This window comes from bacterium, assembly GCA_013360195.1.
Lineage (GTDB): Bacteria > Electryoneota > RPQS01 > RPQS01 > RPQS01 > JABWCQ01.
In genome coordinates this window covers 420,197-446,319 of sequence record JABWCQ010000002.1, presented here as the reverse complement: position 1 = coordinate 446,319, position 26,123 = coordinate 420,197, and the positions used below count along the sequence as shown (strand labels likewise).

Below are 26,123 nucleotides of genomic sequence, written 5' to 3'. Positions count from 1 at the left end.
GAGCTTATATTAAGCCTAATCCGGAATCTTAACCAGTTTGCCCGTCAGTCTTGACGGCGGGGAGTTCTGGAGCTATATTAGGGAATTAAAATTCCAATTAATGGCCGGGAGAAATCATGCACCTTTTGCTGATTCTAATTCTTGCCGCCTCACTGTGGGCCGTTCCCATTGACACAGTCTGGACACGAAAGTTCGGTTCAACTCTGACCGATTTGTCCCAAGGCGGCAGCGCAGACCTGAGCGGCGGCTATATCCTGACAGGGTACTATCAGCATCCCGCACCCAGCCCGCGCGGTCAGGACATGCTCGTTGTTCGGGTTAACGCCGATGGTGACACGATATATTCCCGAACGATTGGTGGTAATTCATCGGACAACGGCGCGGATGTCCACGTGAGTGCTGCGCAAACGCTGGTTATTGGCACCACGACATCATTTGGATCGAATCCCACGAACATTTATGCCGTGGCGCTCGATGATTCAGGTGACACTTTGTGGACGCGCCATTACGACTTGGGCGGGTCAGACGTTGCCTTTGCGGTCAAGCGCTCTTCGAACGGTGACTACTACATTGGAGGCTACACGAACGTCTCAGGGAACACGAACTTCTTGCTTATTAAAATCGACTCAACAGGTACGCTGCTGTGGTCGCGCACTCTCGGCGGAGCCTCGATTGACTGGGCATTCGATGTTGAACCCCTGAATGACGGCGGTTGCTTGATCGCTGGTGGAAGCGCGAGTTTTGGAGTCGGTGCCCCACCTCGAATGAATGGGTGGTTGATTCGCTATGAATTCGACGGCGACACGGTTTGGACCCGGACCTATGGAAGCGCGACCCTTGATGAACGCATAAACGACATCGAACCGACCGATGACGGCGGCTTCATTCTTGCCGGTTATCAGGATGACCCGATTGGTGATTTGGATGTCTTTGTTGTTAAGATTGATTCGAACGGTACCCAGCAGTGGAGCTATGTCTATGGCGGAGCCGGCGATGATGATGCGTTAGGTGTTGTCGAAGACTGCGGACGATTTCTGGTTGCCGGACACACAACATCATTCGGTGCGGGTGGTCGCGATGCGTATTTTCTCGCATTGGACGGCAACGGAGACACGTTGTGGACGATGACTTTGGGCGGCACGCTCGATGATATGCTCTATGCGCTGCATTCCGGTTGTTCCATTAGCGATCATCCGGGCTATTATGCTGCCGGGTTGACGCGCAACGGCACGAGCGGTCCGCAGGATGCATGGCTCGTCAGGCTCGCAGTCGAACCTGATTTGGTTTTCACATCTCCTTTTCCTTGCGACCGCTTCGTTTTCGGCGAAACTATAAATGCAACGTGGACAGACGACGGTCTCGAGGGATTTCCGCACCTATCTCTTGAACTGAACCGCGACTATCCGACCGGATCATGGGAAATGATCAACCCGTCTTTCCCCAATTCCGGATCCTACAGTTTCAATGCGACGACTCCGTCCGCGTACGATTGCAGACTGCGTTTGACCAAACTCGGGGGAGTGCCCGGTCAATGGGTAAGCGAGGAGTTTTCAATTATTCCTCCCGGAACGTTGCAGCCGCCGCAAGTTGACTGGGACAGCAGCTATCATCAAGACATCATTCGCGATTTCGAATACATTGAAAACGACGGTGGCTTCGCCTATCCGTTGGGGCAATCGGTTACGAAGCGGGATTCGATTGGCGGACTCCTATGGAGCTTCGCGATTTCTGATCCCGGAAATAACTTCAATTACTTTTCGGGCGACATCTGCGAACTCGGCAACGGAGACATTCTCACTGTGATGAGCATCGACTCTGCAGGAACATCGGACCCATCCACAATGTTCGTGCTGCGGCTCACTGCGGCAGGTGCTCTGTCCCCAATTAGTGTTGGAGGACGCCCAACCGGGCGAAGCGCGGGAGCCGTGGATATTGTTCCGGACGCGACCGGCGGATTCTGGGTCCTGGGAAGCACTTCGCCTGAGGCTGGCGGGTACGCCCCTCTTCCCGCGGTGATTCATTATCCCGACGTAAACACGCCGCAGCTCTTGGACATGTTCTTCTGTATTGCCCAAGCGGCAGCTATTGCTGACAGTGGACTGCTGATTGCCGCCTATTCCGGCGATCCTTTCGCTGTGCAGCAGGATTTGCATGTAATTCTCGTCAATGAATCCTATGATACCCTGTGGACTCGCACCTATGATTTCGGAGGTAACGAAACGCCTGTGCGTGTCATCAGACATTCCGGCGGCAATCATGTTATCCTCGGAAACACGTCGCCGTTCATTGGCGGCAATAGCTCCGCGTTTTTCCTCGAAGTCGATGCAAACGGTGACTCAGTTCGTTCGTGGCTCTACAGTGAACGCGCCAACACGGAGTTATTGGGGTTGGCGGAGGACACAGACGGCGGCATTCTTGCTGCCGGAACAACAAACAGTGTCAGCCAGCAGCGCGAATTTGTTCTCGCGAAGTTTGATTGCGACGGCTCACTCTTGTGGGAAAATATCTATGGTGGTCCGAATAGTGAAACGTTCTACGACTTGGCGCCGGCCAATGACCTCGGATATCTATGCGTGGGATCGCGTTTCTTTCCATCAGGACCGGGCTTGGGTGATGATCGCGGCACTGCCGTGAGATTCGGCTCTGAGACATTCTATGTGCCGCCTCAGTGTGTTCCGGCGGACAGCTTGGTGATTCTGCACAATGCCGGTGCCAACTCAAATACCCTGACGTGGGTAGGGGAGGAGAGTGGTGCGTATTTTGTCTACAGCACTACCGATCCACTGGCCGTATATCCCGCGGGTGCCTGGTCGCAAATCGGTTGCACGGAAGCCGGACCACCCCCGGCCGCTTCCGTGATGAGTTGGACTGATTTCGACCTGACCCCCACTCAGAAATTCTACGTTGTCGTTCATGCCTGCAACCAATCCTGCGGCGGTGGAAGCAGCCAATAATGAGTGCTGGACTACTGACCCCCTCCTTGACATTCAAGCTCGGAATCATTATATTCTGCGTCTAATTCGAGGAATTGCCATGAAACCTGATATCCATCCGACTTATAGACTGGTGACCGTGGAATGCGCTTGTGGAAATTCATTCCAAACAAGAGCTTCCCGTAACGATGACAGCTGGAAAGTCGAAATCTGCTCCGCCTGCCACCCCTTCTTTACGGGTCAGCAGAAATTAGTAGATACTGCTGGTCGTGTCGACAAGTTTCGCAAGAAATATCAAAAGTTTGCGACTAAGTAAGTTGCATCTAACTATTTGCAGTGGGCGGTGTTCCGGCGGGGACATCGCCTTTTCTGCATTCTGGGGGTTAGGAGATACCTGCAATGAACAATAATCACCACACTGCTACCCCGAATCGCCGAGACATGTCCACGGAACTGGCCATGGGTGGACAAGCTCTGATCGAAGGCGTCATGATGCGCAGCCCCCATCGGGTAGCAATGGCGGCTCGAACTCCGGATGGAGGAATTGCTCTCAGAGCGTACCCCTATCGTCCCATCACACGCCGACATAAGCTCCTCGGCCTCCCAATCGTCCGCGGCGCTGTCGGCATGGTCGAAGCCATGAAAGTTGGTGTGGATGCACTAAATTGGTCTGCCGAAAAGGCCGAACCTGCAGCAGAGTCCGGAGCACAAAAGGCCTCCCTGAAGGAGCGGATGCTGGGTCTGTTATCCACTACTGTCGCGATCGCTTTTGGTGTCGGAATCTTCCTGTACCTACCCTACGTTCTGGCTAAACTCCTCGTCGGCGGCGAGGAAAACCAAGTTCCTTTCCATCTCGTCGCAGGTGCTGGCCGTATCATTGCGCTAATCGGCTACATGTGGATTATTTCCAAATTCAAAGACATCTACCGGGTCTTCCAATACCACGGCTCAGAGCACAAGACTATCTTCGCGTACGAGCAGGGCCAGATTCTCGACCCCGCTCAAGTCTTGAAGCAGACCCGCTTCCATCCCCGTTGCGGCACCAGCTTCCTGCTCATCGTGGCCATCTCGGCCATCCTATTTTTTGTGGTCGTGGACACCGCCGTTGTTGCTCTGTGGGGACCTTATAGGAATGCTCTTACTCGGTTGCTCGCACATCTGCCCTTGATTCCGTTAGTGGCCGGCGTGTCCTTTGAGCTCTTGAAATTCTCCGCCCGACACACCCGTAATCCCCTGGTCAATGCCTTGATCCAACCTGGCCTGTGGCTTCAAAAAATCACCACCAAAGAACCCGAGGCGCCCATGTGCGAAGTCGCCATTTGTGCCCTCGAAGAGGCTCTGCGCGACCCGGCCGATGCCATCGAGATTGACACCGTCTTTGCGCCCGGCCAGCATCCCTATTCCCGCGCCACAGCATCCGTGGCCGCCATGTTCTGACATTGGCGTGACCCTTGCATCGTTCGCTCAATTGCCGTTGAGGGGTCTCCAGACCCGCCAGGGCAACGGGTCTCAAACACTTGCATTCTTGACAAGAGAGTCGTATCTTCAATCGTTAGTAGGTTTACCGCCAGTTTTTCGGTAAGGAACAGACATGACCACATTACGCTTTTCGATTATAGCTCTGGTGCTGTGTGGCGCCGCCGCATTTGCGAATGACGACCCCTATGCCGATCCGGACTGGGGCTATAGTTACAACGATCCGCACTACCTGCCGGACAACCCGCCCGCCGAGCTCGAAGCCTTCTGGCATAAGTTCATTCCCATGCTCGAAGCCGAATGGTCCGGGGAATCGGCCTATCTGCGTGAGCATTCAAAAGAGCTGTTAACCTATGCCCGTGACGTCAAAGGCTCGCTGGAAAACGGCACGAAGTATCAGCGTCACTTCTACAACGAAGCTGCCGCCGATCTCGTGCGTGCCTGCAAAGAGCTGCACCTGCTTAGCTATATGCCTACATTCGTCTGGCCAATCTGTGTGAATAATTCTCTCCCGTTATTACGGGACGACTGGGACGAGAACAGCCCGCCATTACTGGCGGGCTGTTTTATGTTTGGAGAGCCGCTTGCGGTTCCGATCTCCGTATCTTACATTCTCGTATCAAGGCCAAGGAGAGCGCTATGTCACGAATCTTCATCATTTCTCTGCTTGCGAGCACCATAGCAGTTTCTTGCACGCAAGAGGGCGACACCTATGTCACCAACATCACTTCGCCCGAAGATTGGCACCCTCCGGTCATCGAGTGGCACACACAGCCCGAGCCCGAAGTGCGCGGCACGGTTGGATTGGACTTTGGCATCACAGACAGTTCTGAAATCGTTGCGGTGCGCGCATATCTGAATGGCGCAGTGACAGATTCCGATTTCACAACTCCTTATCGTTTCGAGTTGATCACGGATTCGCTGCTCGACGGCGTGCATCTTGTCGAGATTCGCGCGACCGACGCCTTCGGCAACATGGGCGTCAGTCCGATGCTGCGAGTCAACGTCATGAATTCGGTCGCCCAAGGCCCGCAGTTGATCTGGGTGCCGGATGAGTTTGCAAGAATCCAAGACGCCATCAATGCGGCGATTGATTTTGACACGATTCGAGTCAGACCGGGAACATACTATGAAACCTTGAATACGTTTGGCAAGGGGATTTGGCTCGAATCGGAACTGGGGCCGACAAGAACGTTTGTTGATGCTGGCCTCGGCAACAATGCGATATACCTTCCTTCTGGAAGTGGAAGCGTCGGTATTCGGGGGTTTCGACTCAATGGGAGTGGCCACATTATTCGTGTTGACGGAGGGGTAATGGTTAAGTTTGTTAACAACATGATCATTTCACCTGCAGGCGAGGACTTTGTGATCACGGATTTTTGTGGCGGAGAATTCCGAAACAACTTCTTCTCCGGAACCGAGTATGGCTTTCAAATCGGCTACTTTTTGGGACAGGTTCGAAACAACGCCTTTGTCAATGTGCATGGCGTGGCGTTTTGGAATGCCGCAATTTACACAAATCCGATTGAGTACAAATACAATTGCTTCTGGAACAACGGTGAAAATTATAGAGAGGGAGAACCTATCGGCATTGGCGATGTTTTCTCAGATCCGCTTATAGACATAGAGTTGGGAACTTTGCTTCCGTCTTCTCCGTGTCAAGATAGTGGGGACCCGGCGCTAATAGATAAAGATAGCACAAGATCGGATATTGGTCCCTTTGGAGGACCAGTCTAACTCAAATTTGAACAAATGTTTATTAAGTTCAATAAAATGAAAATAACACTTGCACTGTCGTTCAAATGGTTGTATATTGTACCCAGCTAACCACTCAAAGCCGAGCCTGACTCACCCGTGCTAGCCGCGTGAGTTCATTCCCCCTCCAGACAACAAACATAGGTCGAGCCTCCCGGCTCGACATCGCAGGGGCCAAGCGGCCGCGACGACTAAGCAAATATCTTATCTCTCGTCCCAATCATCTTGAGTACTTCCCAGGAAACAGATACACACAACCGGACGAAAAAAATCCCGCGGACAACCGCAGGGACTTCCGGGTGTCATTCACCCATTATCTGCTTTCATTCCCCTGCACAATAGAAACACTGGGTCGAGCCTCGGCTCGACACGGGGAAAACCAGATTGTAAACACCTTCTCTTTCGCTGTCTGAACACCAGCCTAAGATAACCGCCTTGAAGCCGCCGCGTTGAATCAACGACCTTACCATGGCATAGGAAACCTGACCAAACGGCGAGAAAAAATCAGTGGAATGCGGATGCGTACGGCCGCCTTCTACCGAAGTCAAAAACAAAAATCCCACCGGCAGCTTTAAGCCCCGGCGCAGCGCCTTGGGTCCGGCGACCACGCCGGGCTGGTGGAATTTCCAACGAAAAATCCCTAAATTATGCTTTAATCTGATTTTTATCCCCCATCCCAGCCACCATCCTCCGTGAATATCGGCCTCATCGGTGCTCCCCAATCCGGGAAAACCACCGTTTTTCATCTCCTGACCGGCACTGAGCCGGATGCGGCAGCATCGCATAAGCGCGAAACGCTGCGTGCTGTGACGCAAGTGCCCGACCCGCGCGTGGACAAGCTCGGCGAATTGAGCGAGTCCCGCAAACTCGTCTACACGACCGTCGAGTATCTGGATACGCCCGGCCTCGAAGAAGGCGCGTCCAAACAAAGCTGGTTCGAAGGCGTCTTCAGCGGCGAACTCAAGAATGCAGATGCACTCGCACTCGTCGTGCGCGGCTTTGAACTCGACGGCGCCCTCGAATCCTCTGACCCGCCGCGGGACATTCGCCGGATTCAGGACGAGCTCATCTTCAGTGACTTAATCGTCATCGAGAAACGCCATGACAAGCTGCAAAAGCAGGTGCGCGTCAAGACTCCGTCGGCTCAAGAGACGATGGAGCTCGAAGTGCTGGAACGCGCCAAAGCGCAACTCGAAGAGGGCAAGCCATTGCGTGTGCTCGACCTCGGCGTTCACGAAAAGAAAGCCCTGCGCGGATTTCAACTGTTGAGTGAGAAGCCGATGTTGGTGGTCCTCAACCTTGCCGAAGGAAATTTGAGCAACGCCTTAAGTTTCGCCGACAAACTCACGACCGAATTTGCCGCCGACGGTATGGCAGTTATTGGTCTGTCCGCCGCCATCGAAGCCGAGATCGCTCGACTTGACGACGAAGAGCGCGCCGTATTCATGGCCGATTTAGGCGTTACCGAGTCCGCCCGCGACCGCGTCCTTCAAGCAAGTTACAACTTGCTGGGTCTCCAAAGTTTCCTCACCACCGGCGACAAGGAAACCCGCGCCTGGCCTATCCACAAAGGTGAAACTGCTGTGGATGCCGCAGGTGTTATCCACACCGACCTCGCAAAAGGCTTCATCCGCGCAGAGGTTGTCCACTATGACGACTTCGTCCGCGAAGGCGGCTACCCCGGCTGCAAGGCCAAAGGTCTCGTCAGATTGGAAGGAAAAGAGTACGTCGTTAAAGACGGTGACATCCTCGTCATCAGGCACAGCGGTTGAAAAATACTTCAAGCAATAATTCAAAGACCCGTTGCAAACGCAGCGGGTCTTTTTTTGCAATATAATTCACCGATGTCGCGCTCTTGCGACATATCTTCACCCCATTATCGATACATTCGCCGCATCTTGCACGTTTCAGGACGAATCATCACAACTGATGACCGGTTGTCCTGCAATTCCGTGGCATGCACTTTGCAAAACTGTGGCTTGATGCAAAGGTACAGTTTTGAAATGTTGGAAACGGAAAACCGCAGGCTGCAGCACAAATGAGTTCGAGACTGCCGAATCTGCTGATCAGCAACGAGCTGATTTCGCAAGAACAATTCCTGATCTTCAAGTCACGTCAAAAAGACTCCGGCAACACGGTCATCACCGAGTTGACGAAGCTTGGCGTCATTTCCGAAGAGCAGATAGCGCAGTTTATCAGCAATTACTATAGCCTTGAGCTGGTAGACCTCGAGAAGGTCACCGTGCCGGAAGCGGTGCTGAAACTACTCTCGAAGGATTTCATTCAGAAGTACCAAGTCCTGCCGCTCAGCCGTGCTGGCAAAACTTTGCGCGTTGCGCTTGTTGACCCGAGCATTGACTTCGTACTCGAAGATATCAAGTTCATCACCGGTTTCAACGTTCAGCCGGCGGTCTGCACGGAAACGCAATTCCTGCGGGCGATTGAGCGATACTACCAGATGGGGGGGACGCTCAACAAAATTCTGGCCGACATGGGCGAGGATGCGGGCGTAGAAGTCGTTACGCAGTCGAACGATGCCGAACTGGACAGACTGAAGGAAGAGGTCGAGACTGCTCCCGTTGTCAAATTGGTGGATGGAATTCTCTCGGACGCGGTCAATCGAAAAGCTTCGGATATCCATCTTGAACCGTACGAGACGCAGTTTCGCGTGAGATTCCGTATTGACGGTGTACTAATTGAAGTGATGTCGCCGCCGAATCACCTGAAGGCTGCCATTGTTTCGCGCATAAAAATCATGGCGAAACTAAACATTGCCGAACGGCGCGTCCCGCAAGACGGACACATCAAGATGAAACTCGGCGAAAAGGCAATCGACTTGCGCGTTTCGACCCTGCCCACTCTTTTCGGCGAAAAGATCGTGATGCGTATTCTGGACAAGTCGAACTTGACACTTGATTTGAACTCATTCGGTTTTCCGGAGAAGGCGCTTAACGACTTCGAGAAAGCCATTAGAATGCCGCATGGACTGATCCTTGTGACAGGTCCGACCGGTTCGGGTAAAACGACGACTCTGTACAGCGTGCTCTCAAAGCTGAATACTCCTACAGTCAATACCATGACCGCGGAGGATCCTGTCGAGTATAACTTCGCCGGACTGAATCAGGTGCAAGTCAAGGAAGAGGTCGGGTTGACATTCGCGTCAGCGCTGAAATCGTTTCTGCGTCAGGACCCTGACATCATCATGATTGGTGAGATTCGTGATCTTGAAACCGGTTCAATCGCGGTGCGCGCCGCCTTGACAGGCCACCTGGTATTGTCAACCCTGCACACGAACTCAGCCGCCGCAACAGTGACACGTATGATTGACATGGGAATTGAGAGGTTTCTCGTGTCATCTTCGGTGAATCTGGTCTTGGCGCAGCGACTGATCCGTAAAATCTGCAAGAAGTGCAAGGTGCCGGTGGAAGTGCATCCGGAAGCATTACGGGAAGTCGGGTTGGACCCGGAAAAACTGAAAGGCCACACGTTCCATCACGGATCCGGCTGCGCCGAGTGCAACGGAGGCGGCTATCGCGGCAGAACAGGTATATATGAAGTGATGCCTATGACTCCGAAAATCAGAGAAATGGTTCTGGACGGAAAAAACACGTTCGAAATCGAAGCGGCGGCCGTGGCGGAAGGCATGCTCACTTTGCGCATGGACGCTTGCGAAAAATTCAAGAACGGCATTACCACCATTGAGGAAGTGCTGAGAATCACAGGTGAAGGGCATTAGGAATGAGCAGGATTTCGCTGTATTTGGACCGCTTGTCGTTGGATGACCTGATGTTTCTCGAGGAAGAGCTTCAGCGCAGGAAGGAGAAGTTCAGAAATGACTATGCTGTCATGGCGATTCAAACGGAGCAGCGCACGCTGACCTCTCTGCGCCGGGAGCTGCTGGTACATCTTGTCTCTGATCTCAAGCGCTATTACAATGAAAACGCTGCATCAGGGAGCGGAGTGATGCTGGCATTCTCTCCTGAAGCATCCCTGCTCCTTTTTAAGGATGTGCAGAGCGCAGGGAAAACGGCAACGCAACTGATTACAGGTTTGGCTGAACTGAACGGACGCCTCGGGTTAGTTGAAAACCGGCTCACGCTCAAGCTCGGCTTGGCTTTTGGAAGCGAAGTCCTGAGTGTAGGATCAAAACGTTCCATCCGCCACTCAGCGCTGGTTAAACGAGCGGGTCAGTGTGCGTGGAAGGCCGCTGCTAGTTCGATGCTGATTGATGAATTCGCGATGCAGCGCTGGGTTCCCCGAAAGGACGCTATTAGGATGCCGATTGACATTGACGGTGTCAGCGTTTACCGCGTTTCGCTTTATGCAAGTGAAGCGATTCAGCGCGGATCGGATGAAGAGCAATTGATGTTGTTCTTGAAAGGCATTGTGGATCGCGGCATAAGGACTCTCAAATACTCACTGCTGCGCGAAGACGCCGACAGTCTGACGACCAGCGCGTGGGCGAAACCTGTGGCGCGTGCGGTAATCACGCTTGAGGCATTTGATCCTTTATCAATGAAAAACCTGTCGTTTTCCGTCAGGTGCGCACTCAGCGACTATGCGGAGAAAGTGGAGAGAGTCAGGGGAATGGTCAGTGAAGTCGGGCTTGGGCTGGTTAAGCATGAAGATGCATCACACATTACGGCAAGCTAAGAGAGGAAGTTCATGAGCGCAAGGATTGACATTCGCAAACTGCTCGAAGAGCTGATTGCGGCCCGGGGAAGCGATTTGCACATTGCGGTGAACAGTCCGCCCCGAGTCCGGGTTGACCAGCAGCTTGTGCCGCTTAAGTATGATCCGCTGACTCCCGAAGATTGCAAGGCGCTTGCCTACAGCATTCTCACGGACAAGCAGCAGAAGAAGCTGGAACTCGAATACGAAGTCGACTTCGCATTCGGAATAGAGGGATTGTCGCGATTTCGCGGTAACATCTTCTTTCAGCGCGGATCGCTCACGACGGTCATCCGAGCGATTCCATTCACGATTCCGCAAATCGAACAGCTCCGGCTGCCGAGAATCTGTCAGACTTTTCCGAACAAGCCGAAAGGCCTTATTTTGGTGACCGGGCCGACGGGATCAGGCAAGTCAACAAGCCTTGCGGCGATTATCGACCGAATCAATAGTGAACGCCCCGTCCACATCATCACAGTAGAAGACCCGGTTGAATACGTTCATTCGCACAAGCGGGCGCTGGTGAATCAACGTGAAGTTGGAGCGGATACGAAGAGCTTTGCGACCGCTCTCAAATATGTGCTGCGTCAGGACCCCGACGTCATTCTTGTCGGCGAAATGAGAGATCAGGAGACCATTCAAGCCGCGCTGACGGCGGCAGAAACAGGACACCTTGTCTTTGCAACTTTGCATACCAACTCGGCGACGGAATCGGTGAACAGAATCATCGACGTCTTTCCGCCTCATCAACAGGGACAGGTCCGCGCTCAGCTATCGATGTCCCTCGAAGCAGTGATGACTCAAAAGCTGATTCCGAAGAGATCCGGACAAGGCGTCGTGCTGGCCGCCGAAGTGATGATCCTGACGCCAGCCATTCGCGCGTTGATTCGCGAGAACAAGGTGCATGAAATGTACGGCATCCTTCAGGTATCCCAGAAGTACGGAATGCAGACCCTGAATATGTCACTTTATGATTTGGTGATGACGAAGCAAATCAGCCCTGAGCGTGCGCTCATGGTAGCAAATGCTGCTGAAGAACTTCAGCGGATGATAGGTCCGGCGGCCACGCCCACACAGCAACCGGGCAGGCCGGCAATTCAGCCGCGCTAATTAGGAGGAGTGCAGGACGATGCCAGTTTTTGTCTATACAGGTCGAGGAACAGGCGCCAAGCTGATTAGCGGCGAAATTGAGGCTGCCGACAAGCAAGAGGCAATGTCTAAGCTCAGACAGCGCCGCGTTGTTGTGCAGGATCTTAGAACAAAGCCCAAGGAAATCAAAGTCGGAGGCCTGGGCGGCGGGGTAGGTGTCAAAGACCTCAAGATTTTCGCACGCTTGTTCGGTACCATGATAAATGCAGGTTTGCCGATAGACCAGTGCATTCAGATTCTTGTGGATCAGATGCAGAATAAGAAATTCCGGCGCACGATTGCAGAAATTCATAATCAAGTTGCAGGCGGCGAGTCGCTTTCCGAAGCAATGAGCAAGCATAAAGATGTCTTTGACAACTTGTTTGTGCACATGGTGTCCGCCGGTGAGACGGGCGGTGCACTGGCAATGGTATTTAACCGGCTTGCGGTGTATTTGGAAAAGGCGGACGCTTTAAGGCGCAAAGTCAAAGGCGCGATGATCTATCCCGCGGTTATTGCCTGTGTCGCAGTTGGCGCTACTGTCTTTCTCTTGATGAAAGTCATTCCGGTCTTCGCCAATATGTTCAAGGACCTGGGCGCTGAACTGCCAAAGCCGACGCAATTCGTGCTTGCGCTTTCAGATGTCGTACAGAAGACATTTTTCCCGGCGCTGGGAGTCATGATTATCGGATTTCTGGTTTTCAGGAAGTGGCATAAAACCGCCAACGGAAAAGCTACCGTAGATAAATTTCTGCTCAAGACACCCGTGATCGGATCCGTGATTCGAAAGACGGCAGTGGCAAGATTCACGCGAACACTGGGTGTGCTAATCTCCTCCGGTGTGCCGATTCTGCATGGTCTGGAAATTACGGCCAAAACAGCTGGAAACACAGTCATTCAACGGGCCGTGGACAAAGTCCGCAAGGATGTCAGCGAGGGCCGAAACATCACGGCACCTTTAATGGAAACGGCGGTCTTTCCGGCAATGGTCTGTCAGCTTATTGCTGTCGGTGAGCAAACCGGACGTCTGGCTGAAATGCTTGAAAAGATTGCCGACTTCTACGATGAAGAGGTGGACGCGGCTGTTGCTGCAATGACGTCGTTAATCGAACCTGTTGTCATTGTACTCATGGGCGGCGTCATCGGCGGATTGCTGGTATCAATGTATCTTCCGATGTTCGACATGATTGGTGCAATCAAGTAACAGAAAGCACGACGTGGAGAAAACAGTAATGTTACGAGAGAAAATCCTATTGGTGGACGACGAACCTGGACTGTCGGCCTACCTTGAGGAGGTCGTGCGTGAGGAGGGGTTCCGCGTGCGTAAAGTCCAGTCGGCCACGGAGGCACTTGCGGCGCTTGAAGAGGAGGCGTTTCAACTCATCATCACGGACTTGAGAATGCCGGAGATGGATGGGCTCGAACTCCTGCGAAGGGTCCGTGAACGTGATCCTCAGCTCGGGGTTATCGTGATGACCGCGTTTGCGTCGCTGGAAACGGCAGTCGAAGCTTTGCGACTGGGAGCAATGGACTACATCACGAAGCCGCTGCATGTGCAAGAAATTCAAGTTGTGCTTCGCAAGGCCATCGAGAGCCTCGAACTTAAACGAGAAAACCGCCGACTAAAAGCAAAACTCAGCGCAGAGACCGGTGAGCCGAAAATTGTCGGAAGCTCACAGGAGTCCCTTGCCTTGATGGAATTAGTGCGCCGAGTCGCGCCTTCGGATTCCACGATTTTGATAACCGGCGAGTCCGGAACAGGCAAGGAGTTAATTGCGCAGGTGCTGCATCATTATTCCGACCGGGCGCGCGGAGAGTTTGTAACGGTGAATTGTGCCGCACTGCCGGATACTCTCCTTGAGAGTGAGCTGTTTGGACACCGGAGAGGCAGTTTCACAGGAGCTGTTCGCGACAAGGACGGTTTGTTCAAGGTAGCAAGCGGAGGAACCTTGTTTCTTGACGAAATCGGAGACATGTCACCGGCATTACAGGTGAAACTATTGCGAGCCTTGCAGGAACGGGAAATTCTCCCGATCGGGGCGACCAAACCGGTAAAGATCGATGTACGAGTGATTGCTGCGACGAATGCAGACCTGGAAAGCAAGCAGCAGACGGGCGAGTTTCGCCCGGATTTGTACTACCGGCTTTCCGTTATTCCGATTCACATCAAGCCTCTGCGGGAGCGGACAGGCGACATCGAAGAACTGGCCAACTTCTTCCTGAGCAGATCATGCCGCAAGTTGAATGTTGCAGAGAGGAGATTTTCTCCGGAAGCCATGAATAAGCTGCTGCATTACGGCTGGCCGGGCAATGTTCGCGAACTGGAGAATACGATAGAGAGGATCGTCATCTTGAGTGATTCTGAAGTCATCGGCGTTGCAAACCTGCCTGAAAGGTTGGGCGGTGTGCAGGGTCCGTCGACCGCAATGGCACATCGAGTTCCGGCGAGCAGAACGCTTGATGAAATGGAAAGGGCATATCTGCTCCAGGTTCTCGAAGAGTCAGGTTGGCAAAAGAAAAAGGCATCTGAGATACTTGGTATTGACCCATCTACCATTTATCGGAAGCTGCAAAGATACGGAATCAAGGCGCCGCTGTAGGCGTTGAAGAATTGCCGTCGTTTGCTTTTGGCGATAACAAATATCAACAACTCGCAGATTGCAAAGTGTCACTTGTGTTGCAACTCTTTGAAAATGTGAAACCAATTCAAATGTCACTTGCTGGCATATGTGTTGCTAAACCCTAATCTGAACACGTATGAATCACCAAGTGTCCGTAAAAGTAAGTTAGGAGACCATTATGCTTAAGCAAATCCGCAACAAGAAGAATCAAAAGGGATTCACGCTCATCGAACTTTTGGTCGTGATCGTGATTATCGGTATCTTGGCCGCTGTCGCCGTACCGCGCTTCATGGGTGCGCAGGATCGCGCCCGCATCGGCGCAGCACGCGCAGACCTCGATCTGTTCCGTCAGGCCCTAGGTATGTTCGAAATTGACAATGCGGACTACCCGGCTGCGCTGACCCTTGCTACCGCTGCGACGGTACTTGTGGATCCGCAAGGCAATCCGTATATGTCGTTGCCGACAGGTGACAACTTCGCATCGTTCACCTACACCTATGACGGTGCATCGAACCCGACTTCATATGAAATAGAAGTTGAGTGCGAAGACAACCAAGGTACGGTACTGACTGCCTCACCTGAAGGTATTCAGTAAGCTCGTTCCGGCTTGAAGAAACCCGCGGCCCGATGGCCGCGGGTTTCTTTTTTGCAACATGCAATAAAGTTCGTCCTATCTGGCTGAAAGCGGCAAAAACTACGAAACTGATTGCATGTTGACAAAGCGCGGGTTTGCACACAGTTCTGAACTAATTGAAAATCTAGACGATACCCGGCAAGATGTGCATGGCACATGCCTTGCAAACAGATTCATGGGTATTGAGATAGGTAAGAATGTCCTTCTGGAGTAGCGCTTGTCCAAAGTACTTGATTTTGAAACAGTACGAAAGTTCGTCGTGGCGGAATCGGCGCATATGCGAGACCTTATGGAAAAGGTTGAACGCATTGCCAGTTTTCACACGACTGTTCTGATAAGCGGCGAATCCGGTACAGGCAAAGATTTGATTGCGAAAGCAATTCATGTATGCAGTCCGTACAGGAATAATCCATTTGTCTCCGTCAATTGTGCAGCGCTTCCGGCGACACTCTTTGAATCCGAACTGTTCGGACACACCCGCGGCGCGTTCAGCGGTGCGGTCAAGGACAAGCCCGGGCACTTCGCCGCGGCCAGCAACGGCACCCTTGTGTTGGAAGAGGTTGGGGAAATACCGCTCGCTTCTCAAGCAAAGCTGCTGCGAGTCCTGCAGGAAGGCACCTACCGTCAACTTGGGGCGCTGACGGAGAGCAAGTCCTTGGCACGAATCGTCGCGACAACATCAGAGGATCTCAACAAAGCAGTCGCGGAGGGACGGTTCAGACAGGACTTATTCTACCGGCTGAATATTGTACCGCTCGAAGTCAGGCCGCTTAGAGAAAGGAAAGAAGACATTGTACCATTGGTACAGAACTTTCTGGTTGAACTTGGAGCAAGTGAGCGGGCAAAACCATTTGAAGACTCCGTTATCCAGGACCTTCTGAATTATTCCTGGCCGGGCAATGTACGAGAGTTGCAGAACGTGGTTGAGCGCAGCGTCATCATGTCGGCGGGGGGCAGAGTGGAATTGCAAGTCCCCAGATCCAAGAGACGGACTGTGAATGAGCACGTGAACCTTACAATTCCCGAAGACGAACTTAGTATCAAGCAAGCATTGGCAAAAGTGGTTCCCGAGGTCGAAAGCGAATTGATCAAGAGGGCACTTCGTCTTACCGGAAACAACCGAACACGCGCGGCGAAACTGCTGGAGATATCTCATCGCTCGCTGTTATATAAATTGAAAAGCTACAATTGTGGATAAAGCGCAAGGAGTGCATGTGATGCAGCGCCGTTTGCCATTAGGATTTTGGTTACCCATGGGTACGTTGCTCAGCGTCGCCCTGTGGTACGGGTGTGAACAAAAAGGTGATCTGAGTCCCGTAACGTCAGCACGAGACAATCTGGCGTTTATTGACACGATCATCATCGATCCGCCGACTATCAGCCCGCTTGGTACAGCTTGGGTTGAAGCTCGAGTAGTAAATGAGCAAGACGAGCCAGCGCCTGGCGAGAATATCCGTTTCACCGCTACTCGCGGAAGCTTTGATGAAGCGGGCTCAGACGTCATGATTGAAACAGACAATTATGGCGTCGCGCGAACACTTTACACGGCACCCGAGGATACGGGGAATGTATCCCTTCATGTAGAACTGGTGAGCATGCAGACCGCGCAATCCCGCCAGATTCGCGTTTCGGACGGCGCACCAACGCTCAACGGCTTGGTGAGCGTTACGGCGGATGAAGATACGCTGTTCGCGGACAACGGGGCATCGTCCACACAGATTCGGGCGCGCGTACGCAACATGCAGAACAACCCAGTCGGCGGGGTCGAAGTGTCCTTTTCGACCTCTCATGGTGTCATCACTTCACCTGCAATTACGGATGCACAGACCGGAACTGCATTAGCGACGCTGACTTCGACCGAAGTGGTCGGACGGTCCATGGTGATTGCGAGATACAATGACAATTCCGATACCGTCTTTGTCGAGTTCTTGCAGCCCTACGCGGCTTCATCGATTCAGGTGAACACATCACTTTCTTCGATGACAGCAGGCCTTGACTCGTCCGTCATCAGCGCACGAGTCATCGGCGAGGACGGACAAAACCTGCGCAGCAACGTGATCGTCACGTTTTCGGCGAACATGGGTTCCTTCGCTTCTCAAGCGGTAACGACTGTCAATGGAATTGCCACGACAACGTTCCGGGCACCTGTCACGACCGGTCACGTCACGATTACTGCGACCACCGGGACCGTAACCGGCAACACCGAAATTGATGTTATGCCCGGTGCATTAGCGTCTTTGACCTTGACCCGGGATCAGGATACGCTTTCAGCGGATAATTCAAGTGAGACTGTCATTCGTGCTTTGGCGAGAGATACCTATGGGAACGCAGCGCTTCCCGGTACCATCGTCGCGTTCAGCAGCGTCAACGGGTATATAACCGAATCCGCCTCCACAGACGCGCAAGGATATGCGACTGTCGTGTTCCGAGCCGGGCTAAACCCGGGCAATGCAACTGTGACTGCTCTAAATGGCACCATTGCCGGAAGTACTTCAATTTACCTTCAAGCAACAGAACCGGAACAGATTACTCTTTCCGTTACGCCAAGACAGTTGATTGCGGACGGTCAAAGCACGGCAATTCTCCGTGCGCAAGTTCTTGACCAGGAAAACCGTCCTGTTTCAAACGGCACAACCGTTACATTCACATCTGAACTGGGGCAACTTGACATCGGCGGCACTCTTACGAATAACGGCAAGGGCAGTCACACGTCGAGATCAACTTTTGACAACGCAGTTTCACGCGGATTCAGTGACAGAGTATCGGGGCTGCCTAAGGCCGGCCGCGGTCCTGATCGAAGGGGAACACCCATTTCAAGCGTTGTCAATGCCGTTACAATCGATGGATATGCAACTGCGACGCTTATCAGCTCGACGACCGCATCCAATGACCTGATTACCGCAGAGACGAATGGATTAATTGCTGAACAGACGGCGACATATGTTGCCGGCGCGGCTGCCACCATTGAGGTGACGCCACAGTCTGAGGACATTCCGGCGGACGGAGTTTCAGGTACACAAGTTGTTTGTCAAGTGTTTGACGCATTTGGCAATCCCCTCGGCGGCGGAGTTGCCGTAACCGTAACCAGCACGCTTGGTACATTACTGCCTGCATCAGGATTGACAAATCCTTCAGGAATTTTCGTAACAAATTTGACAAGCTCGCGTCAAGTCGGCAATTGTGCTATCGTGGCAACCACCGGCACTGCGAGCGGTTACGGAGAAGTTCAGTTCTCGTCACCGCAAATCGCAGGAATCGTTCTCTCAAGCGCGAACTCGTCGATTCTTGCGGACGGCCTCTCCTTTACGCAGGTGACGGCAACGGTTCGAGACGAATTCGGTCTGCCGATCAGCGGCCGCAATGTCAACTGGAGTGCTGAAGACGGGATTGGCTGGCTGCAGCCCCTAACTTCGCGTACCGACTCGAGCGGGCAGGTTCATGCGAACTTCTTCAGCGGTGCTTCATCTACTGACGCGTCGCAGCTCGTGACGGCTGAATCGGATGGCGAAGAAGGCACGTATTCGGTGACAATGCGCGGTGTGACGGTGTTGGTGAATTCCGCAGCCGGAAGTTTGCCGGCCGACGGCGTTTCCACCACCGACATCAGTGCGACCGTACGTGAAACGTCAAGCGGCATGGCCGTCGTGAACGCACCTGTGCGATTCGCGGCGACGCTGGGTTCCGTCCAGCAATTTGTCGAAACAAATGAAAGCGGAATTGCAATCGCGACTTATCAAGCCGGTAACGAATCCGGTACTGATCAAGTTACTGCCACTTACGGCGATACTTTGCGCGCGCACGTGTTTTTGCCGCTTACGAATACAGATGCTGAGACAATCGTGCTGACAATGGGAACCACTGAGTTGCTTGCCAACGGCGTGGCCTCGACAGTCGTTAGCGCGCTTATCCTCGATGAAGGAGGATTGCCGGTACCGTCAACAACTGTCACATTCACGGCAATTGAGCACGGTGTGTTCTCGCCGGTAACGGCAGTGACGGATCAAGACGGTATTGCGATGTCAACATTCACGGCGCCCGCGTCCTTGCTTGACCTCACGGCGCCAATTGATGTCGCGATTGAACGAAGCGCAGTTCAAGACACTCTGTCACTGCTTGGAGTGACATTAAACGCTTACAGTGACGTTGAGATGCTGCCTGCCAACGGTGCCGCGACCGCCAACATTACCGTGACACTACGGGAAACGTCAAGCACGATTGCTATTCCCGGGGCTACGATTCAGTGCGGCGCTTCACTCGGTTCCATAGCGTCCAGTGGTGTCACCTCTGAATCTGGTGTCGCAACTTTTGTCTATACGGCCGGAAACGAGGTCGGTCAAGCAAGCATCATTGTCCGGTACGGCAATCAGCTTCGTGATACAGTGCAATTGAATCTATTCTCGCCATCGCCATCCGGACTGGATTTGACGGCTTCGGCCAGCTCGCTGCTCGCTGACGGTCAAAGTACCTCGAATTTGTCATGCAGGCTGCTTGACCAGAGTGGAAATCCGATCGCCAATACGGCAATCGTGTGGTCAATCACCGGTCCCGGCAGCTTGGCACAAGGAACAAGCTACACGGATGCCGAAGGAAATGCAGCTAATACCTATACCTCGACAGGCCGCGTGACGGACACGCAGACTTTGATAAGAGTGTCCTCTCAATCCGCATCAGATTCAATCTCGATCGGTCTGCGCGGTGTGACAATCACAGCGTCTTCACAATATGATGCAATGCCTGCAAACGGAGTTTCGACGAATACAATTCAGGCACAAGTGCGCGAGACCACCAGTCTGGTCGCGGTGTCCGGTCGCAGTGTGAGTTTCGGAACAAGTCTTGGTTCAATTCCTAACAGCATCGTAACAAATGCTTCGGGTATCGCGACCGCAAATCTTGTTGCATCCTCACTTAGCGGGAATGCCATGATCGTGTGCGGCATGGGCAGTCAACTGGCTGATACTGTCGCAGTGACGATGTATGCTCCGACCCCGCAATCAGTGTCAGTGTCGCCACAAGCGAACTCCGTGCGCGCGGACGGATTGTCTTCTCTTCCGATCAGTGCAACGGTTTATGACGCGATGGGAGTCCCGCTTGCGAACGCGAACGTCACTTGGACCGCGTCCGGAATCACCTTTGCCCCGGCCATTACAACAACGAACAGCAATGGTGTAGCGACGCTCTTATTCACACCGCCGGGAAGAAGCACAAACCTTTTATCGAACATTCTGGCAAGCTCCGGCACAGCCCAAGGAACGACGGCAATCACCTTACGCGGGGTGACCGTTGCCGCAAATGCGGTTCCCGAAATGGTGATCGCAGATGGAAATTCAACGTCAGAGATAAGCGTCCACGTCTACGAAACAACTTCGCTAATTGCAATTCCTGAAGCCACGGTCTTTTTCGGGACGAGCAGAGGAACCATACCTGCAAGCGCCACCACGGACGAAAGCGGTGTTGCGACGGTCAATCTGCAGGCCTCGACTCAGACCGGGACAGCGACAGTAACGGCAACTTACGGCCAAACTCTCACCGCGCAGGCAAATGTAGCTTTTGCAGCGTCCACGCCGACCACATTGTCGCTGACGGCGTCGCCGACGATCTTATTCGCCGACAATAGTTCGCAATCGATTCTCACGGCAAACGTGACAGATCAGAATGGAAATCCCGTTCCGAATGGAACGCAAGTCAGATTCAGTATTCCGCCTCAATCGGGAACGCTGGAGAATTTGCGAACAACGGTCGGAGGAGTTGCGACGAATACGCTGATTTCAAGTGCGACGCCGGATACGTTTTGGGTGGCAGCTTGGGCAGAAGAGAACCAGAGCGTGCGGGATAGCGTGCAAGTTATCTATCGCGTTGGTGATCCGTCGATAATCACCTTGTCCGCACTGATTGACAGTTTGCCTGCTGACGGTATACAAACCGACAGTATTACCGCGCATGTCACCGATGCTGTCGGACATCCGTTGGCCAATATTGAAGTACAGTTCACAACAACAATAGGCAATATCACGTCGAGCAGAGTAACAAACGCCAATGGAGACGCCACCGTGCCGTTCAGTTCATCGCAGACGGGAACTGCGATCGTGACCGCAACTGCCGGGGCCGCCTCCGCAAACTACACGTTGTACCTGCTGCCAGGAAACCCGAACAGCATTCAGCTATCCTTCACACCTAATTCGGTAGGCGTTCGGGGCAGCGGCAGAAACGAGACGTTACTCATCACTGCGACAGTCCGGGATGCCAACAACAACCCCGTGCTCGACGGCACCGAAGTATACTTTAACATCAACAATTCGCCAGGCGGCGGAGACTTCCTTTCGAGCACCGGTGCGATTCCGACGATAAACGGTCAGGCAACGGTTGCATACAACAGCGGTACAGTTTCCGGAACTGCGAGAGTCAGGGCTGTATGCTCGGGCATTAGTGCGGTTTCCACCGAAATTCTTATTTATGCCGGCCCAGCGTTCATTGAGAACATTGCGGACGGATGTGCATCAAGCCATATGGCAATCGGCGCCTCGCCGTGCAACATGTTCGGAATGGACGTTGTCGGGGAGAGCGTTGAGATCGTATGTCTCGTCGGCGACCGTTACAACAATCCGGTAACGCCAGGGACAGCCGTTTACTTCACGACGTCAGGCGGTGTCATTACAACCGCGACGGGTTACACGGATTCGGCCGGCTTTGCGCGCGTAAGACTGTACAGCGGCAATCCGCTGCCCACAATCAACCGGTGGCTCAACACACTTACCGATCCGAACTTAGGCACGACCATTCTCTGCAGCGACGTTCCGGATCAGAACGGAATGGCCAAAGTGCTTTGCCGGACGGCCGGTGTCGATGAAACCGGTGACAGCGTGTGGGTATGGGCGACGACAAACGTTGTGTTTGACTATTCGCAGCCCATTCTTAACATTCGTGAAGTAACCGTTAACGGTGATCCCAACGAGCGTGAACTGCACATTGGCGAAAACGCGCTGATCAGGCTCTCACTTTACGACTACAACTACTGGCCAATGGTGGCCGGCACGACGATTTCGTTCAGTGCAAGCTCAGGTAGCGTCTACCCAAGCTCAATCACTCTAGGATGTCCAGGTGACACGACGTATACCGTCAGCTTCTTTAACAACCTGACAACAAACGACGATCCTGCGGCGACTCCGGTGCTCATAAATGTCGAGGCCGAGTACGGCGCTGCCTATGCATTCACGGAAACGTTCTCACTCCTGACATCGTTCCCACCGAATGCCGCGCCGCCGTCGCGTGACGACGAGATCAATCAATAGGAGATGTAAGATGAAAATAGCTACTTTGACAATCATTGGCCTTTCGCTCGCGATTAGCGGGAGCGTCCAAGCTATGGTAGGTGGTCCGACATTCTGTGTTGGCAACCAGGTCACAAGCATGACCGTTGAAGCAGAACGATCGTCGTTCGATGTGCCCATGGAGAGCGAAGCAAGCGGTTTCGGCGGTACTGAATCCCAGCGGTTGTTCTTATCGGGACGCTACGGACTGACAGATTTTCTGGACGGCCAACTCAAGTTTGGAGTTGCAAACCTGGACTTCAATGAATTCAATAACGGTTTCTCGCCGTTTTCCAGCAGTCCATCGCTCGCCTGGGGTGCAGGACTGAAAGCAGGATTTCCCATATCGAGTCCTTTGCAGATCAATCTGGGGATTTCCTATTTGGGTTTTGGTGCCGAAGGTGACGTCACGAGAAGTGGTCGAACCGTTTCGAACAAGTACCTATGGCAGGAGGTTCAACCCTCTCTGACAGTTGGATACCGGATTTCCGAAGTGACTCCTTATGTTGGCGCGACGAAAGTTTACTTGACCGGTAAGCGCGACTACAAGGTTTCATACAATGGGGAATTTCTAGAGGCTGCATCCGGGAGCGGGTCGTACAGTGACGGAGAGCAGCCGATTTCCCCGCTTGTTGGACTTGAATGGCACTTGCCTGATGGATACTCCGTCACAGGGGAAGCATCCAGCGGCGAAAACGGGAATTGGAATGTTTCAATAGGTCTTTCTCAAGCATTGCGCTAAGAGCGCTCAAGGGGTTTGCGATGAATGTCAGAAGAATCATGAGAAAGTGGCAAGCGGGCATCAGTTTGCTGGAAGTCTTGGTTACAGTGCTTATTGTGACCGGAGGGCTGGTTGTCGTGATGGCGTCATTCGTCGGCATTGCAAAGTCAAACCGTTATGTCGAAAAGATGGAAACTGCGAACAGCTTGCTGCGGCTGGAAATGGAGACTTTGCGGAATGACCGTTTTGTCGACATAATTTCCAGTGATTCAGATTATGGCAATTCGTTTCTGGACCAACCAGACTTCCGCCGCGTGGTTGAGGTTACCGATCTTGGTAACGTGAAACGAGTTCGCGTTCGCATTCTGTTTGATTCCGACCGGCACCAGGCAGAAGCGACTACAATGGTTGCCCAATTATAAAAGGATGAACACAATGAATCGCACGTTACAAAGCGGCGATTACTGGGCGGTGAACCGGGCACAGAAGGGCGGATCCCTTCTTGAGATGACAATTGCAATGACCCTTGGTGCGGTCGTGCTGGTTTCGCTATTCTCGCTGTATTACGTCGCAGCAGCCTCAGCAACAAAAGAAGCTAGCAGAGCTGCGGCAACGTCCGAGGGGCGACTAATGGCCATGAAGCTCGTCAGAGATGTCCGTTTGATGGGACTATTCGCCACGGAAGACATTGACGGTGACACGAATGACATCAACCGAGACGTGCCTGACATTGATTGGAGCAACGGAGTACATGAACCGGTCGAGCATGCCACGAGCTATAGTCTGGTTTTCAGCTGTGATATCGACAATGATTCCATCACTGAAACAATCGGACTATGGGCGAATGCTGACGGCATTCAGCAGGACATCTGGGAATGGCAGCGGGATTCAGTTGAGTGGGGAATTCGAAATGCCCGCGTGATCGGCCAGAACATCGACGGCGTGCTGTTCAGGTACTTTGATATGGACGGCAATGAGCTGCCTCAAGCCGGTCCGATACCTCCCGGGGGACATGTTCTGACTTCCGGTCAACGCATGCTAGTCACGGCCGTGGAAATCACCATGGTAGTGCGTTCGGATGAAGAGGCGCAAGGCGAACACCGAGAGTATGTAATGCTGCCTGACGGAAGATACTGGTACGACAACTTTCACCGTGAAGTTTATCGCTTCATGGTACGGGGACGGAACTTAAACTTGGATGCATCGTAACGCCCGAGGATTGACATGAAAAACCTACATGAACAAACGAAGGGCGGCAAGAACGGGCGACTAAAAGGTCAGCAGGGCGTTATCATGATTGCAGCGGTCGTGATGCTTGCGGGGTTGATGTTTGTGGCTACCACATCTTCCTTGCGCTCAATTGGTACTTCAAAAGTCGAGACCACCGCGCTTGACGAAACCAGAACATTTTATGCGTCCGAGGCGGCGATTGAGTGGGGTGCCGACCAACTAAGGGATCTCTTGATGACGAATCTTGATCCTGAACAAGGGACGCTGGATTCACTGCCGGCGCCGAATATGGACGGCTACCAGTATGATTTGTATGAGGTCACCCGGCTGCCGGGGACGACTGAAGAGATCATTACCACAGGCGACTACCAGGGTCTCATTGGTTTTGTCAATCGGTACAATATCACTGCAAGAGCGCAATCAGGGCGGTCGTCGACAACGATCAACAGGGAAGTCCAACATCAGTTCATTCCGCTCTTTCAGTTTGGTGTGTTCTATGATGAGGATCTGGAGATCTTTCCCGGACCTACGATGACATTCGAGGGACGTATTCATACGAATGCCGATCTGTATATGGGGGCGCAGACCGGAATTAACTGCAATTCGTATGTGACGGCCGGAGGGTATTACTGGCATCATCGTAAAGACAATGGCCACATAGACGAGACCGGACCGGTGAGAATCAAGGACAACCTTGGTGTTTACCAGAACGTTTGGCGCGGCACCTACTGGCTTGATAACCGGCGCCCGGACTGGGCGGAACAGTCATTAACCTTATGGGGCGGACAGATGCGCGACAGAGCGCATGGTATGTCTACCTTAAGGCTGCCTTTGCCTCCTGCGGCAGATCAGCATGAAATTGTTGAGCGTGCAGACTCTGTAAATGACGGGGACCAAGAGCGAGAAGTAAAGTACTGGTACAAAGCAGGACTCCGGTATGTTGACGGAAACCTCGTTGACAGCGCCGGAGTTGCCGTTGCGCCCGGCCTGACATTCGTGAGGAATCTTGCTCAAATGTATGATGACCGAGAAGACCGCTGGATGGACGTAATAAACGTCGACATCGCAAGGATGATCACGGACAGTCTTTGGCCTGACAACGGCATCATTTACATCAGCGACTATCGAACGTCCAATACAGTCGTGCGAATCAAGAACGGTTCAACGCTGCCGTCAAACGGTCTAACCATCGCAACAGACCTCCCATTATACGTATGGGGACACTACAATACGGTTAACAAGCGTGGTTCGGCGCTACTTTGTGACGCGATCACATTTCTGTCGCCCAACTGGAACGACGCAAACTCGAACCGCTCTTTGAGCAATCGCGTTCCCTCCAATATGAACGTAAATGCCTGCATCATGACGGGACACGTGCCGACAATTGATGGGGGCAATTACAGCGGCGGTCTTGAAAATCTGCTGCGTTTTCTTGAAAATTGGAGCAGTCAATGGGTGACGTACAGAGGCAGCATGATCGATCTTTGGTACAGCCGATTCCACACGCGACCCTGGAGCTATGGAAGCTACTATACAGCGCCTAAGCGAAATTGGGGATTTGATACCGACTTGCTTGACCCCGACAATTGGCCTCCGGGAACTCCGAAGGTACACACAGTTCAACGCGGCGCCTGGCGCCAGACCAGTTAA

The 26,123-nt window shown here is 53.0% G+C and carries 19 protein-coding genes; 18 read left to right on the top strand and 1 reads right to left on the bottom strand.

Annotation, left to right across the window (positions count from 1 at the left end; translation table 11 throughout):
- Positions 1–116: 116 nt before the first annotated feature.
- The 5 genes from HUU59_03180 (at position 117) to HUU59_03160 (ending at position 6,146) form a co-directional block, all read left to right on the top strand.
- A complete protein-coding gene (locus tag HUU59_03180) occupies positions 117–2,954 on the top strand; it encodes a PQQ-like beta-propeller repeat protein (GenBank protein ID NUO18432.1) in 2,838 nt (945 codons plus the stop codon).
- Between the two features lie 79 nt (positions 2,955–3,033).
- A complete protein-coding gene (gene rpmE, locus HUU59_03175; protein NUO18431.1) occupies positions 3,034–3,249 on the top strand; it encodes a 50S ribosomal protein L31 in 216 nt (71 codons plus the stop codon).
- A 125-nt stretch (positions 3,250–3,374) separates the two neighbouring features.
- A complete protein-coding gene (locus tag HUU59_03170; protein NUO18430.1) occupies positions 3,375–4,370 on the top strand; it encodes a DUF1385 domain-containing protein in 996 nt (331 codons plus the stop codon).
- Positions 4,371–4,524: 154 nt separating this feature from the next.
- Positions 4,525–5,091 carry a hypothetical protein gene (locus HUU59_03165; GenBank protein NUO18429.1) on the top strand — a complete coding sequence of 189 codons (567 nt, stop codon included), beginning with the start codon at positions 4,525–4,527 and terminating at the stop codon, positions 5,089–5,091.
- Positions 5,049–6,146, top strand: a complete 1,098-nt coding sequence (locus HUU59_03160; GenBank protein NUO18428.1) for an Ig-like domain-containing protein — start codon at positions 5,049–5,051, stop codon at positions 6,144–6,146. Before HUU59_03165 ends, HUU59_03160 begins: the two co-directional genes overlap by 43 nt.
- 341 nt (positions 6,147–6,487) lie before the next feature.
- Here the strand turns inward: HUU59_03160 and HUU59_03155 are convergent, their stop codons facing one another.
- Entirely contained in the window at positions 6,488–6,910 is a 423-nt protein-coding gene (locus HUU59_03155; protein ID NUO18427.1) for a hypothetical protein, read from the bottom strand.
- Here HUU59_03155 and ychF point away from each other — a divergent pair.
- The 13 genes from ychF to HUU59_03090 all read left to right on the top strand — a co-directional run bounded on the left by ychF (position 6,857) and on the right by HUU59_03090 (position 26,123).
- The gene (gene ychF / locus HUU59_03150) at positions 6,857–7,936 is read left to right on the top strand and encodes a redox-regulated ATPase YchF (GenBank protein ID NUO18426.1); all 1,080 of its coding nucleotides are present in this window, start codon (positions 6,857–6,859) and stop codon (positions 7,934–7,936) included. The two genes, HUU59_03155 and ychF, sit on opposite strands and share 54 nt — an antisense overlap.
- A 266-nt stretch (positions 7,937–8,202) precedes the next feature.
- Positions 8,203–9,900 (top strand): type IV-A pilus assembly ATPase PilB, encoded by a 1,698-nt coding sequence (gene pilB / locus HUU59_03145; protein ID NUO18425.1) that lies wholly within the window; start codon positions 8,203–8,205, stop codon positions 9,898–9,900.
- Between the two features lie 2 nt (positions 9,901–9,902).
- Positions 9,903–10,817: a hypothetical protein gene (locus tag HUU59_03140; GenBank protein NUO18424.1), complete on the top strand. Its 915-nt coding sequence runs from the start codon at positions 9,903–9,905 to the stop codon at positions 10,815–10,817.
- 12 nt (positions 10,818–10,829) lie between these two features.
- Positions 10,830–11,945 (top strand): type IV pilus twitching motility protein PilT, encoded by a 1,116-nt coding sequence (locus tag HUU59_03135; protein NUO18423.1) that lies wholly within the window; start codon positions 10,830–10,832, stop codon positions 11,943–11,945.
- Between the two features lie 19 nt (positions 11,946–11,964).
- Complete coding sequence (locus HUU59_03130) at positions 11,965–13,167, top strand: type II secretion system F family protein (GenBank protein NUO18422.1); 1,203 nt, start codon at positions 11,965–11,967, stop codon at positions 13,165–13,167.
- A 28-nt stretch (positions 13,168–13,195) separates the two neighbouring features.
- Positions 13,196–14,563 carry a sigma-54-dependent Fis family transcriptional regulator gene (locus HUU59_03125; protein NUO18421.1) on the top strand — a complete coding sequence of 456 codons (1,368 nt, stop codon included), beginning with the start codon at positions 13,196–13,198 and terminating at the stop codon, positions 14,561–14,563.
- Positions 14,564–14,762: 199 nt separating this feature from the next.
- Positions 14,763–15,179, top strand: a complete 417-nt coding sequence (locus HUU59_03120) for a prepilin-type N-terminal cleavage/methylation domain-containing protein (protein NUO18420.1) — start codon at positions 14,763–14,765, stop codon at positions 15,177–15,179.
- 256 nt (positions 15,180–15,435) lie between these two features.
- Positions 15,436–16,416, top strand: a complete 981-nt coding sequence (locus HUU59_03115) for a sigma 54-interacting transcriptional regulator (GenBank protein NUO18419.1) — start codon at positions 15,436–15,438, stop codon at positions 16,414–16,416.
- The gene (locus HUU59_03110; protein NUO18418.1) at positions 16,409–22,504 is read left to right on the top strand and encodes an Ig-like domain-containing protein; all 6,096 of its coding nucleotides are present in this window, start codon (positions 16,409–16,411) and stop codon (positions 22,502–22,504) included. Before HUU59_03115 ends, HUU59_03110 begins: the two co-directional genes overlap by 8 nt.
- 10 nt (positions 22,505–22,514) lie before the next feature.
- On the top strand, positions 22,515–23,264 hold the full coding sequence (locus HUU59_03105; GenBank protein NUO18417.1) for a hypothetical protein: 750 nt from the start codon (positions 22,515–22,517) through the stop codon (positions 23,262–23,264).
- A 38-nt stretch (positions 23,265–23,302) separates the two neighbouring features.
- On the top strand, positions 23,303–23,665 hold the full coding sequence (locus tag HUU59_03100; protein NUO18416.1) for a type II secretion system protein: 363 nt from the start codon (positions 23,303–23,305) through the stop codon (positions 23,663–23,665).
- A gap of 13 nt (positions 23,666–23,678) precedes the next feature.
- A complete protein-coding gene (locus HUU59_03095; protein ID NUO18415.1) occupies positions 23,679–24,452 on the top strand; it encodes a hypothetical protein in 774 nt (257 codons plus the stop codon).
- Between the two features lie 15 nt (positions 24,453–24,467).
- Positions 24,468–26,123: a hypothetical protein gene (locus HUU59_03090; protein ID NUO18414.1), complete on the top strand. Its 1,656-nt coding sequence runs from the start codon at positions 24,468–24,470 to the stop codon at positions 26,121–26,123.

Excerpts from the sequence above, each read along its gene's own strand:
- HUU59_03180 (NUO18432.1), top strand. The coding sequence starts at position 117 with ATGCACCTTTTGCTGATTCTAATTCTTGCCGCCTCACTGTGGGCCGTT.
- rpmE (NUO18431.1), top strand. The coding sequence starts at position 3,034 with ATGAAACCTGATATCCATCCGACTTATAGACTGGTGACCGTGGAATGC.
- HUU59_03170 (NUO18430.1), top strand. The coding sequence starts at position 3,375 with ATGTCCACGGAACTGGCCATGGGTGGACAAGCTCTGATCGAAGGCGTC.
- HUU59_03165 (NUO18429.1), top strand. The coding sequence starts at position 4,525 with ATGACCACATTACGCTTTTCGATTATAGCTCTGGTGCTGTGTGGCGCC.
- HUU59_03160 (NUO18428.1), top strand. The coding sequence starts at position 5,049 with ATGTCACGAATCTTCATCATTTCTCTGCTTGCGAGCACCATAGCAGTT.
- HUU59_03155 (NUO18427.1), bottom strand. The coding sequence starts at position 6,910 with ATGAAAAACGGTGGTTTTCCCGGATTGGGGAGCACCGATGAGGCCGAT.
- pilB (NUO18425.1), top strand. The coding sequence starts at position 8,203 with ATGAGTTCGAGACTGCCGAATCTGCTGATCAGCAACGAGCTGATTTCG.
- HUU59_03140 (NUO18424.1), top strand. The coding sequence starts at position 9,903 with ATGAGCAGGATTTCGCTGTATTTGGACCGCTTGTCGTTGGATGACCTG.
- HUU59_03135 (NUO18423.1), top strand. The coding sequence starts at position 10,830 with ATGAGCGCAAGGATTGACATTCGCAAACTGCTCGAAGAGCTGATTGCG.
- HUU59_03130 (NUO18422.1), top strand. The coding sequence starts at position 11,965 with ATGCCAGTTTTTGTCTATACAGGTCGAGGAACAGGCGCCAAGCTGATT.
- HUU59_03125 (NUO18421.1), top strand. The coding sequence starts at position 13,196 with ATGTTACGAGAGAAAATCCTATTGGTGGACGACGAACCTGGACTGTCG.
- HUU59_03120 (NUO18420.1), top strand. The coding sequence starts at position 14,763 with ATGCTTAAGCAAATCCGCAACAAGAAGAATCAAAAGGGATTCACGCTC.
- HUU59_03105 (NUO18417.1), top strand. The coding sequence starts at position 22,515 with ATGAAAATAGCTACTTTGACAATCATTGGCCTTTCGCTCGCGATTAGC.
- HUU59_03100 (NUO18416.1), top strand. The coding sequence starts at position 23,303 with ATGAGAAAGTGGCAAGCGGGCATCAGTTTGCTGGAAGTCTTGGTTACA.
- HUU59_03095 (NUO18415.1), top strand. The coding sequence starts at position 23,679 with ATGAATCGCACGTTACAAAGCGGCGATTACTGGGCGGTGAACCGGGCA.
- HUU59_03090 (NUO18414.1), top strand. The coding sequence starts at position 24,468 with ATGAAAAACCTACATGAACAAACGAAGGGCGGCAAGAACGGGCGACTA.